18 protein-coding genes and 1 pseudogene are annotated in these 15,817 nt (G+C 38.6%); 18 read left to right on the top strand and 1 reads right to left on the bottom strand.

The annotated features are described in order from the left end of the window. A complete protein-coding gene (locus tag EWZ81_RS00845) occupies nucleotides 1–621 on the bottom strand; it encodes a M48 family metallopeptidase (RefSeq protein ID WP_165548681.1) in 621 nt (206 codons plus the stop codon). A gap of 89 nt (nucleotides 622–710) precedes the next feature. On the opposite strand from EWZ81_RS00845, the gene EWZ81_RS00840 reads away from it, so the two are divergent. The 18 genes and pseudogenes from EWZ81_RS00840 to EWZ81_RS00755 all read left to right on the top strand — a co-directional run. After that, entirely contained in the window at nucleotides 711–1,562 is an 852-nt protein-coding gene (locus EWZ81_RS00840) for a glycosyltransferase family 25 protein (RefSeq protein WP_165548678.1), read from the top strand. Between the two features lie 204 nt (nucleotides 1,563–1,766). After that, nucleotides 1,767–2,801, top strand: a complete 1,035-nt coding sequence (locus EWZ81_RS00835; RefSeq protein ID WP_165548676.1) for a bifunctional 3,4-dihydroxy-2-butanone 4-phosphate synthase/GTP cyclohydrolase II — start codon at nucleotides 1,767–1,769, stop codon at nucleotides 2,799–2,801. A gap of 179 nt (nucleotides 2,802–2,980) precedes the next feature. Continuing rightward, on the top strand, nucleotides 2,981–3,727 hold the full coding sequence (locus tag EWZ81_RS00830) for a DUF3943 domain-containing protein (protein WP_240146726.1): 747 nt from the start codon (nucleotides 2,981–2,983) through the stop codon (nucleotides 3,725–3,727). An 88-nt stretch (nucleotides 3,728–3,815) separates the two neighbouring features. After that, the gene (gene ribA / locus EWZ81_RS00825) at nucleotides 3,816–4,394 is read left to right on the top strand and encodes a GTP cyclohydrolase II (RefSeq protein ID WP_000825029.1); all 579 of its coding nucleotides are present in this window, start codon (nucleotides 3,816–3,818) and stop codon (nucleotides 4,392–4,394) included. 77 nt (nucleotides 4,395–4,471) lie between these two features. Next, on the top strand, nucleotides 4,472–4,693 hold the full coding sequence (locus EWZ81_RS00820; protein ID WP_000230572.1) for a MoaD/ThiS family protein: 222 nt from the start codon (nucleotides 4,472–4,474) through the stop codon (nucleotides 4,691–4,693). Beyond that, nucleotides 4,694–5,131 (top strand): molybdenum cofactor biosynthesis protein MoaE, encoded by a 438-nt coding sequence (locus EWZ81_RS00815; RefSeq protein ID WP_165548672.1) that lies wholly within the window; start codon nucleotides 4,694–4,696, stop codon nucleotides 5,129–5,131. A gap of 12 nt (nucleotides 5,132–5,143) precedes the next feature. Then, nucleotides 5,144–5,674: a molybdopterin adenylyltransferase gene (gene mog / locus EWZ81_RS00810; RefSeq protein ID WP_001193314.1), complete on the top strand. Its 531-nt coding sequence runs from the start codon at nucleotides 5,144–5,146 to the stop codon at nucleotides 5,672–5,674. Nucleotides 5,675–5,683: 9 nt separating this feature from the next. After that, the gene (gene moaC / locus EWZ81_RS00805; RefSeq protein ID WP_165548669.1) at nucleotides 5,684–6,160 is read left to right on the top strand and encodes a cyclic pyranopterin monophosphate synthase MoaC; all 477 of its coding nucleotides are present in this window, start codon (nucleotides 5,684–5,686) and stop codon (nucleotides 6,158–6,160) included. 118 nt (nucleotides 6,161–6,278) lie between these two features. After that, the gene (hpaA, locus tag EWZ81_RS00800) at nucleotides 6,279–7,061 is read left to right on the top strand and encodes a flagellar sheath lipoprotein HpaA (RefSeq protein ID WP_000855942.1); all 783 of its coding nucleotides are present in this window, start codon (nucleotides 6,279–6,281) and stop codon (nucleotides 7,059–7,061) included. A 29-nt stretch (nucleotides 7,062–7,090) separates the two neighbouring features. Next, nucleotides 7,091–7,927 carry an outer membrane protein gene (locus EWZ81_RS00795; protein WP_165548667.1) on the top strand — a complete coding sequence of 279 codons (837 nt, stop codon included), beginning with the start codon at nucleotides 7,091–7,093 and terminating at the stop codon, nucleotides 7,925–7,927. Nucleotides 7,928–8,038: 111 nt separating this feature from the next. Next, on the top strand, nucleotides 8,039–9,394 hold the full coding sequence (gene tig / locus EWZ81_RS00790; RefSeq protein WP_165548665.1) for a trigger factor: 1,356 nt from the start codon (nucleotides 8,039–8,041) through the stop codon (nucleotides 9,392–9,394). A gap of 20 nt (nucleotides 9,395–9,414) precedes the next feature. Next, on the top strand, nucleotides 9,415–10,002 hold the full coding sequence (gene clpP, locus EWZ81_RS00785; RefSeq protein WP_000540576.1) for an ATP-dependent Clp endopeptidase proteolytic subunit ClpP: 588 nt from the start codon (nucleotides 9,415–9,417) through the stop codon (nucleotides 10,000–10,002). A 4-nt stretch (nucleotides 10,003–10,006) separates the two neighbouring features. Then, on the top strand, nucleotides 10,007–10,531 hold the full coding sequence (def, locus tag EWZ81_RS00780) for a peptide deformylase (RefSeq protein ID WP_165548663.1): 525 nt from the start codon (nucleotides 10,007–10,009) through the stop codon (nucleotides 10,529–10,531). 5 nt (nucleotides 10,532–10,536) lie between these two features. Next, the gene (locus EWZ81_RS00775; protein ID WP_165548661.1) at nucleotides 10,537–12,057 is read left to right on the top strand and encodes a YifB family Mg chelatase-like AAA ATPase; all 1,521 of its coding nucleotides are present in this window, start codon (nucleotides 10,537–10,539) and stop codon (nucleotides 12,055–12,057) included. A gap of 24 nt (nucleotides 12,058–12,081) precedes the next feature. Further along, on the top strand, nucleotides 12,082–14,142 hold the full coding sequence (locus EWZ81_RS00770) for a heavy metal translocating P-type ATPase (protein ID WP_165548659.1): 2,061 nt from the start codon (nucleotides 12,082–12,084) through the stop codon (nucleotides 14,140–14,142). 12 nt (nucleotides 14,143–14,154) lie between these two features. After that, nucleotides 14,155–14,352, top strand: a pseudogene (locus tag EWZ81_RS00765) (restriction endonuclease subunit M); the annotation flags it as partial. An 86-nt stretch (nucleotides 14,353–14,438) separates the two neighbouring features. Next, nucleotides 14,439–15,215 (top strand): CAAX amino protease, encoded by a 777-nt coding sequence (locus tag EWZ81_RS00760; RefSeq protein ID WP_033705968.1) that lies wholly within the window; start codon nucleotides 14,439–14,441, stop codon nucleotides 15,213–15,215. Next, the coding region (locus tag EWZ81_RS00755) for a restriction endonuclease subunit S (protein WP_205250200.1) at nucleotides 15,203–15,817 on the top strand (615 nt) is incomplete at its 3' end. The genes EWZ81_RS00760 and EWZ81_RS00755, both read left to right, overlap by 13 nt.

Below are 15,817 nucleotides of genomic sequence, written 5' to 3'. Positions count from 1 at the left end.
TTAGGGTTGTAATGTTTTGAGAAGTTGGGCGTAAAAAATGATATTTTGTTTTAAATGTTCTCTTAGAGCGCGGTAATTAGGGCAAAAGGTTTGAACGCAACGCCAGAAATTTTTGGAATGGTTTTTGTGGATCGTGTGGGCTAGCTCATGGATGATGACATAATCAATCGCTTCTTTTTGGGCGCAAACCAGTAAAAGAGCAAAACTCAAGCGGTTATGATAAGAGCAACTCCCCAAAACTTTAGCGTTGTTTCTAATGCTAAAATGGGTGTATGAAGTTTGCATTTTTTGAGCGATCAAGGGGAGTTGTTGCTCCAAATAAGTTTTTAAGATTTTTTTAAGATCTGTTAGGGTGTAATCGTTGGCGTTTTTGACCTCATCAAAGATGAGGATTTTGTTTTGATAGGTTTCTAGGCGCGAGTGTAAAAGGGAGTGTTTTTCTTGCATGCTTAAAAAGGTTTTTTTTAGCCAAGATTCTTGTTCTTTTAAAAAAGCGCTCGCTCTAGCTTGAGAGCAAGAATTGGGCATTTTGAGAATCACTTCTAAAGAGGGCGTGATATTCAAGCTCAGGGTTTTGATTTTTTTACTTTTTTGAATGGTAATAGGAATATCATCTAACATGATGCGTATTTTACTAAAATTTGCGCTAGTGCGCTAGAATGTAAGTCTGTTTAATATTAATTTTATTTGTATTAAGAATTAAGGCTAACATGCGTGTTTTTATTATTCATTTAAGCCCAAAAACCTGTCAAAATTTTTCTTTAAAAGAAACTCATATAACCCCCCTTTTAGAGAGCCTTAAACTTCAAGGGATTTCTTATGAAATTTTTGATGCGATCTATTCTAAAATCTCTCCCACTCAATTACACCCCTTGATTTTAGAGCATTTGCACCCTTCTTTTATGGTTGAAGATTTATTGGCTTTTTGTAAGAATAAAAAACACCCCCCTTGCGCGTTAAAAAATTTCTTTCATGCGATCAAGCATTGCGGGAAGAGGATGGGGTTTGGGGAGCTTGGGTGCTATGCGAGCCATTATTCCTTGTGGCAAAAATGCATAGAGCTTAATGAAGCGATCTGTATTTTAGAAGACGATATAACCCTAAAAGAATGTTTTAAAGAAAGCTTGGAATTTTGCCGCCAGCACATCAACGAATTAGGCTATATCCGTTTGATGCATTTAGAAGAAAATGTGGCTAAACAAAAGACTCCCGTTAAAGGGGTTTCTCAAATCTTAAATTTTAAAGATGGCATTGGCACTCAAGGGTATGTTTTAGCCCCCAAAGCCGCGCAAAAATTATTGAAATACAGCGCGAAAGAATGGGTGATGCCTATAGATTGCGTGATGGATAGGCATTATTGGCATGGGGTTAAAAACTATGTGTTAGAAGAATTTGCGATCGCTTGCGATGGGATGAACGCTCAAAATTCCAACACAGAAAAACAAAGGCCTAAAAAATTACCTTTAAGCATTAGGATTGGCCGTTTTTTGCATAAAAGCGCGGTTAAAATCTTGGATAAAGTTTTTAGGTATAGCCCAAAATTAATCATTAGAAAAAACTGATCATTAGAATTGGCAAACATTAGAATAAGTCTTTGAGCATTTCTTGCATGATAGGGGAAGTTTCATTCAATTGATTTAAAGGTTTTAGCGGTTTGCTAAATGCGGTTTGCTAAATAAAGCAATAAAGTAATAATCGTTATTAAACATGCTATATTTCTTTTTTCTATAAAACTAAATATTATTGAATAAAACTAGGGAGTTAGAATGATCTTAAAACGAGTTACTGAAGCTTTAGAAGCGTATAAAAATGGCGAAATGCTTATTGTTATGGACGATGAAGACAGAGAAAATGAAGGGGATTTGGTTTTAGCCGGGATTTTTTCTACTCCTGAGAAAATCAATTTCATGGCCACGCATGCTAGGGGGTTGATTTGCGTATCTTTGACCAAAGATTTAGCGAAAAAATTTGAATTACCCCCTATGGTTAGCGTGAATGATTCTAACCATGAGACCGCTTTCACGGTGTCCATTGACGCTAAAGAAGCCAAAACCGGGATTTCTGCTTTTGAAAGGCATTTGACGATTGAATTGTTGTGTAAAGACACCACTAAACCGAGCGATTTTGTGCGCCCGGGGCATATTTTCCCTTTGATTGCAAAAGATGGAGGCGTGTTAGCGCGCACGGGCCATACTGAAGCGAGCGTGGATTTGTGCAAATTAGCTGGATTAAAGCCCGTGAGCGTGATTTGTGAAATCATGAAAGAAGACGGCTCTATGGCGAGGAGAGGGGATAAATTTTTGAGCGATTTCGCTCTCAAACATAACCTTAAAACCCTCTACGTTTCTGATTTGATTAGCTATCGTTTGGAAAATGAAAGTTTATTGAAAATGTTTTGCCAAGAAGAAAGAGAATTTTTAAAACACCAAACGAAATGCTACACTTTTTTAGACCACCAGCAAAAAAACCATTACGCTTTTAAGTTTAAAGGTGCAAAAACCAATGGTTTAGCCCCTTTAGTGCGTTTCCACCCTATCAAAGAGGATTTTGATTTTTTAACGACTGATGCGTTTGAAGCGTTTTTTAAGGCTTTAGAATATTTAAAGCGCGAAGGGGGTTATTTGATCTTTATGAACACGCATTCTAAAGAAAACAATATCGTTAAAGATTTTGGGATCGGGGCGTTAGTGTTAAAAAATTTGGGGATAAAGGATTTCAGGCTGTTAAGCTCTTGTGAAGACAGGCAGTATAAGGCTTTGAGCGGGTTTGGGCTTAAGCTTGTAGAAACGATTAGCCTTTGAGGCTTGTTGAGCTTCGTTGAATGTGTTGTAATGTTTTTAAGGTATAATAAACTCTTTTTAAGTCAAGCAATAAAGTTTGCAACCTGATGAGAGTAATAATAGAGTTTATGCTGATTTCATTAAAAACATTCCTAAAAATATTATTGAAAATATTCTTAAAAACCTTCCAAAAGATTTGGATGGTTTGCGTTATTATTTGGGGGTTAGGCTGTAGTTTTTTAAACGCTAACAGCATTCAATTAGAAGAAACGCTCAAACGAAGCCCTAAAAATCTTATTTGGCAACACTTTAAAAAGAAGTTTAAAAAGAGTAATACGATCCCTTATGCCCCAAATAGCCGTTGGAAATATTTAGGCACAAGTATAGGGATTTTGGGCGTGTCATTGGTGATAGGGATTGTAGGGTTGTATCTCATGCCAGAGAGCGTAACGAATTGGGATAGAGAAAAGTTTGGCGTCAAAAGTTGGTTTGAAAATGTCCGCATGGGGCCAAAACTGGACAATGATAGTTTTATTTTTAATGAAATTTTGCACCCTTATTTTGGGGCTATGTATTATATGCAACCGCGCATGGCTGGGTTTAGTTGGATGGCATCAGCGTTTTTTTCTTTTATCACTTCCACGCTTTTTTGGGAATATGGCTTGGAAGCGTTTGTGGAAGTACCTAGCTGGCAGGATTTAGTGATCACCCCTTTATTAGGCTCCATTTTAGGGGAAGGGTTTTACCAGCTCACGCACTATATCCAACGCAACGAAGGCAGGCTTTTTGGCTCTTTATTTTTAGGGCGTTTGGTTATCGCTCTTATGGATCCTATCGGTTTTATCATTAGAGATTTAGGGCTTGGGGAAGCTTTAGGGATTTATAATAAACATGAAATCCGTTCTAATTTAAGCCCCAATGGTTTGAATTTGACTTACAAATTTTAAGAATTTAAAATGTAAGAAAATTATAAAGAGTTTTGATAGAATACCTTTTTTTAAAAGACGCGTTTTAAAACTAATTTTAGGAGTATCCTTGAAACGATTAGAAGTTTCTAACCAAGCCAAATTACCCACTCAATTTGGGGAGTTTTGTATCCAGTGTTTTAGAGAAAAGGGTTCTAATGGCTCTAAAGATCATTTAGTCATTTTCACCCCTAATTTTTCTCAAAACCCCTTAGTGCGTTTGCATTCAGAATGCTTAACGGGTGATGCTCTAGGCTCTCAAAAATGCGATTGCGGGGGGGCGTTGCAAATGGCGTTAGAAAGGATTTCTAAAGAAGGGGGGCTAGTGATTTATTTGCGCCAAGAAGGGCGTGGGATAGGGCTATTTAATAAAGTCAATGCCTACGCTTTACAAGATAAGGGCTATGATACCATTCAAGCCAATGAAATGATAGGGTTTAAAGACGATGAAAGGGATTATAGTGTTGCGGGTGAGATTTTAGAATATTACCATATTAAAAAAATGCGCTTACTCACAAACAATCCTAAAAAAATCGCCGCTTTAGAAAAATACGCTGAGGTAACAAGAGAGAGCTTGATCGTGTGCGCTAATGAACACAATCAAGGGTATTTGGAAGTCAAAAAGCTCAAAATGGGGCATTTATTGTGAAAACTAAAAGCGCTTTTCAAAGAGGTTTTAAAAATATTAAAATCATGCTTTTAAAAGATTTAATATAAGGGTAAATAATGGTGGAAGTGCGATTCTTTGGACCTATAAAAGAAGAAAATTTTTTCATCAAAGCGAATGATTTGAAAGAATTAAGAGCGATTTTACAAGAAAAAGAGGGCTTAAAAGAGTGGTTGGGCGTTTGCGCGATAGCCCTTAATGATCATTTGATAGACAATTTAAACACGCCTTTAAAAGATGGCGATGTGATAAGTTTGTTGCCACCGGTTTGTGGGGGCTAGGTGTTAAAAATCATTCAAGGGGCATTGGATACTAGTGAGCTTTTAAAAGCCTACCAAGAGGAAGCTTGCATTAAAAACTTTGGAGCGTTTTGTGTGTTTGTGGGGATTGTGAGAGGAGAGGGTAACATTCAAGGCTTGAGTTTTGATATTTATGAAGCGCTATTAAAGACTTGGTTTGAAAAATGGCACCATAAAGCCAAAGATTTGGGCGTGGTGTTAAAAATGGCGCACAGCCTGGGCGATGTTTTGATAGGACAAAGCTCATTTTTATGCGTTTTAATGGGAAAGAATAGAAAAAATGCTTTAGAACTATACCAAGATTTTATTGAAGATTTTAAGCGTAACGCTCCTATTTGGAAATACGATTTGATTGATAATAAACGCATTTACGCTAAAGAAAGAAGCCACCCTTTAAAAGGGAGTGGGCTTTTAGCTTAAAAAGGAGTTCAAATGCAAACGATTCATATAGGCGTTTTGAGCGCGAGCGATAGGGCGTCAAAAGGGATTTATGAAGATTTAAGCGGGAAAGCGATACAAGAAGTGTTGAGCGAATACCTGCTCAATCCTTTAGAATTTCATTATGAAATTGTCGCTGATGAAAGGGATTTGATTGAAAAATCGCTGATTAAAATGTGCGATGAATACCAATGCGATCTAGTCGTTACTACAGGAGGCACAGGCCCTGCTTTAAGAGATATAACCCCAGAAGCCACAGAAAAAGTGTGCCAAAAAATGCTTCCTGGGTTTGGAGAGCTTATGCGAATGACTAGCTTAAAATACGTGCCTACAGCGATTCTATCGCGCCAGAGCGCTGGCATTAGGAATAAGAGTTTGATCATTAATCTTCCTGGTAAGCCAAAAAGCATTAGAGAATGCTTAGAAGCGGTTTTTCCAGCGATTCCTTATTGCGTGGATTTGATTTTAGGGAATTATATGCAAGTGAATGAAAAAAACATTCAAGCGTTTCGCCCCAAACAATAGGATAAAAAAATGCCGCTCACTCATTTGAATGGAGAAAATCAGCCTAAAATGGTGGATATAGGGGATAAAGAAACCACTGAAAGAATCGCTTTAGCAAGCGGTCGTATCAGCATGAATAAAGAGGCTTATGACGCTATTGTTAATCATTGCGTCAAAAAGGGTCCGGTGTTACAGACTGCTATTATTGCTGGGATTATGGGGGCTAAAAAGACAAGCGAGCTCATTCCCATGTGCCATTCAATCATGCTCAATGGGGTGGATATTGATATTTTAGAAGAAAAAGAGACTTGCAGCTTTAAACTCTATGCGAGAGTCAAAACTCAAGCTAAAACGGGCGTGGAAATGGAAGCGCTAATGAGTGTGAGCGTAGGGCTTTTAACCATTTATGACATGGTGAAAGCCATTGATAAGAGCATGACAATTAGCGGTGTGATGTTAGAGCATAAGAGTGGAGGCAAAAGCGGGGATTATAACGCTAAAAAATAGAAAAAAACTAATAATCTAAAGATGTTAGGGTAAAATAACATTTTGACAACAAAAGCGTGTTGGTTGCTTCGTATTTGTTGTTATAGAAGTCTGAAATATTACAATCAAGGATAGAACGATGAAAACAAATGGTCATTTTAAGGATTTTGCATGGAAAAAATACCTTTTAGGCGCAAGCGTGGTGGCTTTATTAGTGGGGTGTAGCCCGCATATTATTGAAACCAATGAAGTCGCTTTGAAATTGAATTACCATCCAGCTAGCGAGAAAGTTCAAGCGTTAGATGAAAAGATTTTACTTTTAAAGCCAGCTTTCCAATACAGCGATAATATTGCTAAAGAGTATGAAAACAAATTTAAGAATCAAACCACGCTTAAAGTTGAAGAGATCTTGCAAAATCAGGGCTACAAGGTTATCAATGTGGATAGTAGCGATAAAGACGATTTTTCTTTTGCGCAAAAAAAAGAAGGGTATTTGGCGGTTGCTATGAATGGCGAAATTGTTTTACGCCCCGATCCTAAAAGAACCATACAGAAAAAATCAGAACCCGGGTTATTATTCTCCACTGGTTTGGATAAAATGGAAGGGGTTTTAATCCCGGCCGGTTTTGTCAAGGTTACCATACTAGAGCCTATGAGTGGGGAATCTTTAGATTCCTTTACGATGGATTTGAGCGAGTTGGACATTCAAGAAAAATTCTTAAAAACCACCCATTCAAGCCATAGCGGAGGGTTAGTTAGCACCATGGTTAAGGGGACGGATAATTCTAATGACGCGATCAAGAGCGCTTTGAATAAGATTTTTGCAAGTATCATGCAAGAAATGGATAAGAAACTCACTCAAAGGAATTTAGAATCTTATCAAAAAGACGCCAAGGAATTGAAAAACAAGAGAAACCGATAAAGACAAATAACGCATAAGATAAAGAACGCTTGAACAAACTGCTTAAAAAAGGGTTTTTAGCGTTCTTTTTAAGCGTGTATTTAGGGGCTGATGATCTGGTTACTTATACGATCGCCAAAAAAGAAAATCTAGGGTACCAGCGGTTTTTAGCCAAGAAGTGTTTAAGGGGTAAAACCCACCCCCCATGTTTTACCGCGTCTAAAAAGCCCAAAAGAAAACCTTTTAACACAGACAAAAGCTCCCATTATTACGGCACAAGCGTGGTGCAAATGTCATGGCTACAGAGTAGGGAAAAATTTGAAAACCATTCAAAATACCGAAACATTCCTTTTGCTGAAGTCAGTTTGATTTATGGCTATAAACAATTTTTTCCTAAAAAAGAGCGCTACGGCTTCCGTTTTTATGTCTCTTTGGATTATGCTTATGGGTTTTTTCTTAAAAATAAAGGCGTATTGGGCGATAGTTTGAGGGAGAGTTCGCAGATCCCTAAAAGCTATAGAGAAAAATTGCAAAGAAAAGAGACTTTTATTAACGCTATTTTTTATGGCGCGGGAGCTGACTTTTTATACAAACGCGCTTTTGGGACGCTGATTTTAGGGATGAATTTCGTGGGAGAAACCTGGTTTTATGAAACAAAGATTTTTAAAAAGTGGGCTAAAGATCCTTCAAGCGTTTATCACCCTTACATGTTTCAAGTGATGCTGAATGTGGGGTATCGTTACCGCTTTTCAAGGTATAAGAATTGGGCGATAGAATTTGGCGCGCGCATCCCTTTTTTAACCAATGATTATTTTAAAACCCCTTTATACACCCTTCATTTCAAGCGCAATATTTCTGTCTATCTCACTTCAACTTATGACTTTTAGTTTTTTCAATTTTTGAAAACCAGAATTAAAACCGCTTTTTATCAACCGGAATTAAAACAAATTAAGCTATAATGATACAAAAATTTAATTTTTTAGCCATTAAGGAAAGAAATGAATCTTGAAGTGAAAAAGATTGACACCGCTAACGCCCGTTTGAGCGCTAAACCTTCTGTTGAAGATTTAGAAAAGCGTTATGATAAAATCGCTCAAAAAATCGCCCAAAAAGTTAAGATTGATGGCTTTAGGAGAGGTAAAGTCCCCATTAGTTTAGTGAAAACCCGTTATCAAGCCCAAATTGATCAAGACGCTCAAGAAGAGATGATTCAAGAGGTTTTAAAAAACGCTCTTAAAGAATTAGGGATTGAAACTAAGGATCTCATCGGTAGCCCCAATTTCACTAAATTTGAAAAAAAAGACACGCATTTTGAAATAGAAGCGGACATCGGCTTAAAACCCACGATTGTTTTAGACAAGATCCAAGAGTGCGTGCCTAGCGTGGGAGTGGAAATCCCCAATGAAGAAAAAATTGATGAGCGTTTGAAACAGCTCGCTAAAGACTATGCGAAATTTGTGGATACTGACGCTCAAAGAAAAGCCCAAAACGACGATAAATTGATAATTGATTTTGAAGGCTTTATAGATAATGCGCCTTTTGAAGGGGGCAAGGCTGAGAATTTCAGTTTGATTTTAGGCAGTAAGCAAATGCTAGAAGATTTTGAAAAGGCTCTTTTAGGCATGCAAGCGAGCGAAGAAAAAGAATTCCCTTTGACTTTCCCTAGCGGATACCACGCAGAGCATTTAGCCGGCAAAGAAGCCCTTTTTAAAGTGAAATTGCACCAGATTCAAGCGCGTGAAGCGTTAGAAATCAATGACGAACTCGCTAAAATCGTCTTAGCCAATGAAGAAAATGCGACCTTAGAGCTTTTAAAAGAAAGGGTTAAAGGGCAGTTGTTTTTAGAAAATAAAGCCAGGCTCTATAATGAAGAGCTGAAAGAAAAATTGATTGAAAATTTAGACGAAAAGATCGTTTTTGATTTGCCTAAAACGATCATAGAGCAAGAAATGGATTTGTTATTTAGGAACGCTCTTTATTCCATGCAAGCTGAAGAAGTCAAATCCTTACAAGAAAGTCAAGAAAAAGCCAAAGAAAAGCGTGAAAGTTTTAGGAATGATGCGACAAAAAGCGTGAAAATCACTTTTGTCATTGACGCTCTAGCGAAAGAAGAAAAAATTGGCGTGCATGATAATGAAGTCTTTCAAACCTTGTATTATGAAGCGATGATGACAGGGCAAAACCCAGAAAATCTCATTGAGCAATACCGCAAAAATAACATGTTGGCGGCGGTGAAAATGGCGATGATTGAAGATAGGGTGTTAGCTTATTTGTTGGATAAAAACCTGCCTAAAGAGCAGCAAGAAATTTTGGAAAAAATGAGGCCTAACGCTCAAAAAACTCAAGTGGGTTAAACGATTAAAAGGGAAAAATGATGGGATACATTCCTTATGTAATAGAAAATACAGAGCGTGGCGAACGCAGCTATGATATTTACTCGCGCCTTTTAAAGGATCGCATTGTTTTATTGAGCGGTGAGATTAACGATAGCGTGGCGTCTTCTATCGTGGCCCAACTCTTGTTTTTGGAAGCTGAAGACCCTGAAAAAGACATTGGCTTGTATATCAATTCTCCCGGTGGGGTGATAACAAGCGGTCTTAGCATTTATGATACGATGAATTTTATCCGCCCTGATGTTTCCACGATTTGCATCGGTCAAGCGGCTTCTATGGGGGCGTTTTTACTGAGCTGTGGGGCTAAGGGCAAGCGCTTTTCACTGCCCCATTCAAGGATTATGATCCACCAGCCTTTAGGGGGGGCTCAAGGGCAAGCGAGCGATATTGAAATCATTTCTAATGAGATCCTTAGGCTTAAGGGTTTGATGAATTCTATTTTGGCTCAAAACTCAGGGCAGAGTTTGGAGCAAATCGCTAAAGACACGGACAGGGATTTTTATATGAGCGCTAAAGAAGCTAAAGAGTATGGCTTGATTGATAAAGTGTTACAGAAAAATGTGAAGTGATTGCATGGCGTTATTAGAGATTATCCATTACCCTTCTAAAATCTTAAGAACGATTTCTAAAGAAGTCGTTTCTTTTGATTCAAAACTCCACCAACAGCTAGACGACATGCGTGAGAGTATGATCGCTAATGAGGGGATAGGGTTAGCCGCTATTCAAGTGGGTTTGCCTTTAAGAATGTTCATTATCAATCTCCCACGAGAAGACGATTTGCAACACAAAGAAGACTGCTTAGAAATCATTAACCCTAAGTTTATAGAAACTGGGGGATCAATGATGTATAGAGAAGGGTGCTTGTCTGTGCCGGGATTTTATGAAGAGGTGGAGCGTTTTGAAAAGGTTAAAATAGAGTATCAAAACCGCTTCGCTGAAGTGAAAGTTTTAGAAGCGAGCGAACTTTTAGCGGTAGCCATTCAGCATGAGATAGATCACCTCAATGGCGTGTTATTCGTGGATAAATTATCCATTTTGAAGCGTAAGAAATTTGAAAAAGAACTCAAAGAGCTGCAAAAAAAACAAAAACACAAGTAACAACCATGATTAACACGATATTTTGCGCGACCATGCAAAGGGGGGTGGCAGAAATCGTAGCCGTGGAGGCGACTTTCACAAGGGCTTTGCCGGCGTTTGTGATTTCAGGCCTGGCCAATAACTCTATCCAAGAAGCCAAACAGCGGGTCCAATCGGCTTTACAGAATAACGATTTCACTTTCCCGCCTTTAAAAATCACCATCAACCTTTTCCCCTCAGATTTGCCTAAATCCGGAAGCCATTTTGATTTGCCAATCGCTCTTTTAATCGCTTTGCAAAAACAAGAATTGGCTTTTAAAGAGTGGTTTGCTTTTGGGGAGTTGGGGCTTGATGGCAAGATCAAACCCAATCCTAACATTTTCCCCATGCTTTTAGACATCGCCATTAAGCACCCCCATGCTAAAGTCATTGCGCCTAAAGCGAATGAAGAGCTTTTTTCGCTCATCCCTAATTTGCAATGTTTTTTTGTGGAGCATTTTAAAGAAGCGTTGGAAATCTTGCAAAACCCTGAAATCAAAGCAGACACCCACACGAAAAAACTACCCTTTAAAACGATAGAATTGAACGATAAAGAGTATTATTTTTCAGACGCCTACGCCTTAGATTTTAAGGAAGTTAAGGGGCAAGCTGTCGCTAAAGAAGCCGCTTTGATCGCTAGTGCCGGGTTTCATAACTTGATTTTAGAGGGAAGTCCAGGGTGCGGGAAAAGCATGATTATTAATCGCATGCGTTATATTTTGCCTCCCTTAAGCCTGAATGAAATCCTAGAAGCGACAAAATTACGCATTTTAAGCGAACAAGACAGCGCCTATTACCCTTTAAGGAGTTTTAGAAATCCCCACCAGAGCGCTTCAAAATCCAGCATTTTAGGCTCAAGCTCTTTAAGAGAGCCAAAACCTGGCGAAATCGCATTAGCACATAACGGCATGCTTTTTTTTGATGAATTGCCCCATTTTAAAAAGGATATTTTGGAAGCTTTAAGAGAGCCTTTAGAAAACAATAAATTAGTGATCTCAAGAGTGCATAGCAAGATTGAATACGACACCTCTTTTTTATTTGTGGGGGCTCAAAACCCTTGCTTGTGCGGGAATTTACTCAGCGCAACCAAAGCATGCCGTTGTCAAGATAGGGAAATTACGCAGTATAAAAACCGCTTGAGCGAGCCTTTTTTAGACAGGATTGATTTGTTCGTGCAAATGGAAGAGGGGAATTATAAAGACACGCCGTCGCATTCTTGGACTTCAAAAGAGATGCATGAATTAGTGTTATTAGCTTTCAAACAGCAAAAATTAAGGAAACAGAGCGCTTTTAATGGTAAGCTTAATGAAGAGCAGATAGAACGATTTTGCCCTTTAAATACTGAAGCGCAAAAGTTGTTAGAGCAGGCGGTTGAAAGGTTTAATCTGTCCATGCGTTCTGTCAATAAGGTCAAAAAAGTCGCTAGAACGATTGCGGATTTAAACGCTTGCGAGAATATAGAAAAATCTCACATGCTTAAAGCGCTGAGTTTTAGAAAGATTTCTTAAAAGGATTTTTATAAGGGAGAGAAAATGCAAGAATACCACATTCACAATTTGGATTGCCCTGATTGTGCGGCTAAATTAGAAAGGGATTTAAACAAACTGGACTATGTGAAAAAGGCTCAAATCAATTTCAGCACCAGTAAGCTGTTTTTGGATACGAGCGATTTTGAAAAAGTTAAGGATTTCATCAAACAAAACGAACCGCATTTGAGCCTGTCTTTTAAAGAGGCTACAGAAAAGCCCTTGAGTTTTACCCCACTCATTGTTACGATCGCTGTCTTTTTGGGTGCGATTTTAATCTTACACCTAAACCCTAGCCCTTTCATTGAAAAAGCGGTGTTTGTGGTGCTCGCTTTAGTGTATCTAGTGAGCGGTAAAGATGTGATTTTAGGGGCGTTTCGTGGGCTTAGAAAAGGGCAATTTTTTGATGAAAACGCTTTGATGCTCATTGCGACTATTGCGGCTTTTTGCGTGGGGGCTTATGAAGAGAGTGTGTCTATTATGGTGTTTTATTCAGCGGGCGAATTTTTGCAAAAACTCGCTATCGCTCGCTCTAAAAAATCCCTTAAGGCTTTAGTGGATGTCGCTCCTAATTTAGCCTACTTGAAAAAGGGCGATGCATTAGTGAGCGTTGCACCTGAAGATTTAAGAATTAATGACATCGTGGTGGTGAAAGTCGGCGAAAAAGTGCCTGTTGATGGCGTGGTGATCAAGGGCGAAAGTTTGCTAGATGAAAGGGCGTTGAGTGGGGAGTCCATGCCCATTAATGTCAGCGAACGCTCTAAAGTTTTAGGAGGGAGCTTGAATTTAAAAGCGGTCCTTGAAATTCAAGTAGAGAAACTTTATAAAGATTCTTCTATCGCTAAAGTGGTGGATTTAGTCCAACAAGCCACGAATGAAAAGAGCGAAACCGAGAAATTTATCACTAAATTTTCACGCTACTACACCCCAAGCGTTTTATTCATTGCGCTAATGATCGCTATATTACCGCCCTTGTTTTCTATGGGGAGCTTTGATGAGTGGATTTATAGGGGGCTTGTGGCTTTAATGGTGAGCTGCCCTTGTGCGTTAGTGATTTCTGTGCCTTTAGGGTATTTTGGGGGCGTGGGAGCAGCGAGCCGAAAGGGCATTTTAATGAAAGGCGTGCATGTTTTAGAGGTGCTTACCCAAGCTAAAAGCATCGCTTTTGATAAAACCGGCACTTTAACTAAAGGCGTTTTTAAAGTAACAGATATTGTGCCGCAAAACGGGCATTCTAAAGAAGAAGTTTTGCATTACGCTTCTTGCTCGCAGCTCTTATCCACGCACCCGATCGCTTTATCCATTCAAAAAGCATGCGAAGAAATGTTAAAGGACGATAAGCACCAGCATGACATTAAAAATTACGAAGAATTGAGCGGGATGGGGGTTAAAGCGCAATGCCATACGGATTTAATCATCGCAGGGAATGAAAAAATGCTCGATCAATTCCATATCGCGCACAGCCCTTCCCCAGAAAACGGCACGATCGTGCATGTGGCTTTTAACCAAACTTATATCGGCTATATCGTCATTAGCGATGAGATTAAAGACGACGCCATAGAGTGCTTAAGGGATTTGAAAGCGCAAGGGATAGAAAATTTTTGCATTTTGAGCGGGGACAGAAAAAGCGCGACTGAAAGCATCGCTCAAACTCTAGGCTGTGAATATTATGCGAGCTTGTTGCCTGAAGAAAAAACGAGCGTGTTTAAAACCTTTAAAGAACGCTATAAAGCCCCGGCGATTTTTGTAGGCGATGGCATCAATGACGCTCCGACTCTAGCGAGCGCTGATGTGGGGATTGGCATGGGGAAAGGCTCAGAATTGAGCAAGCAAAGTGCAGACATTGTAATCACTAATGACTCCTTAAGCTCTTTAGTGAAAGTTTTAGCGATCGCTAAAAAAACGAAAAGCATCATTTGGCAAAATATCTTGTTCGCTTTGGGGATTAAAGCCGTTTTTATCGTGCTAGGGCTTATGGGGGTAGCGAGCTTGTGGGAAGCGGTCTTTGGCGATGTGGGGGTTACGCTTTTAGCCTTAGCCAACTCCATGCGCGCGATGAGAGCTTAAAGCCTTGAATCCATCATCAAAGACAAATGGCTCAACAGCTTGAAAAACGCCCTAGAAAACAAGATCCAAAAACGCATCAACGCTTTTGCTAGCGCCCTTAATGAAATCATTTCAAGCTATTCTAACAGCTTGTTAGAACTAGACAAAGAAGTCAAAGAGAGCGAATCAAAAGTTTTAGAGCATTTGAAAGATTTGAGGATTGTCGTTTGATATTAAAAAGTTTGGAGTGCCTTTTGACTAGCGTATCCTCGCTATGAGACCCCCAAACTGAGAACGATTATAGCGCAGGAAATTTAATGGAACTTGAAAATGAAATTTTTCATCGTATTTTAAAACATCTAGCCCTAAAAAACCCTCTCGCTTTCAAAGATAAGGGTTTGGATCAATTAAAAAAATCTATCAGCGTGTTACACTATGACTACCTCATAGGTGCTAGTAAGGAATTGGGTATCGTGTTACAAAAATACCCTAATAAAGAAAATGAAATCAATAACCTTTTTGATTTTTTAATGCACTTTTACAACAAACGGATTAAAACGCACCACATGCTTTTTTTATGGATACATTTTTTTGAAACGGCTTTGCGTTCTAAAATGGCGGTTATTTTGGCTCAAAAACGCAGCAGCAAGGATATTGACGATTGGTTTTTGTCTGAAAAGCTTAGGCATAAGATTGAACGCTTAAAAAACACCCACCATTTAGAAAGTTTAGAAGGATACAATGGCTTTCAAATTTTAAATTTATTCACTCTTGGCGCTTTAGAAACCATTATTAAAATGTATTGGAGCGATTTTAAACCCTTATTCGCAGATCACAAAACACACAACGAACATGCCTTGCCAGCCTATGGTACTTGGGATCATTTTTTAAAGGCTTTCAGCTTGATACGAAAAGCCAGGAATGACTTATTCCACAACAACCCTTCTAAAATCAAAACAAGTTCGCTAGTTAAAAACATTGAGATTTTACTATTAAGGCTGGATTTTAACCCTAAAAACGCTTTTGATAACACCCTAAAAATAGAGCGCGTTATCTTTTTTAAAACCATTCAGGAGAACGCATGGACGCATTAACAACGCCCTTACCAAAAGCTTGGCAAAAAATAAGGCTTGGGGATATTGCCGAGATTATTGGCGGAGGCACACCTAGCACTCAAATAACATCATTTTGGAATGGCAGTATTAATTGGTTCACGGCTACAGAAATAGGCATAACAAAATATGTTTATAAAAGTCAGCGAACAATCACGCCATTAGGGTTAAAAAAGTCAAGCGCCAAACTTTTGCCTATAGGAACAATTTTATTGACAAGTCGCGCCAGCATTGGAGATTGTGCCATTCTTAAAGTGGTAGCTACAACAAATCAAGATTTTCAATCGCTGATACCATTAGAAAAGATCAATAATGAATTTTTATACTATCTAATGTTAACACTAAAAAATAAATTATTAAAGTTGGCAAGTGGTAGCATTTTTTTAGGAGTTAGCCCAAACAAAATTAAAAATTTACTAATCCCCCTACCCCCTCTAAACGAACAAATCGCTATCGCTAACATTTTAAGCGGTTTGGATCGTTATCTTTATGCTTTAGACGCCCTCATTCTTAAAAAAGAAAGCGTTAAAAAAGCTTTAAGCTTTGAACTATTGAGCCAAAGAAAACGCTTGAAAGGCTTCAAT

This window comes from Helicobacter pylori (genome assembly GCF_011140715.1).
GTDB lineage: Bacteria > Campylobacterota > Campylobacteria > Campylobacterales > Helicobacteraceae > Helicobacter > Helicobacter pylori_DA.
The sequence above is the reverse complement of the archived record's forward strand: the minus strand, read 5'-3'. Positions and strand labels throughout refer to the sequence as shown.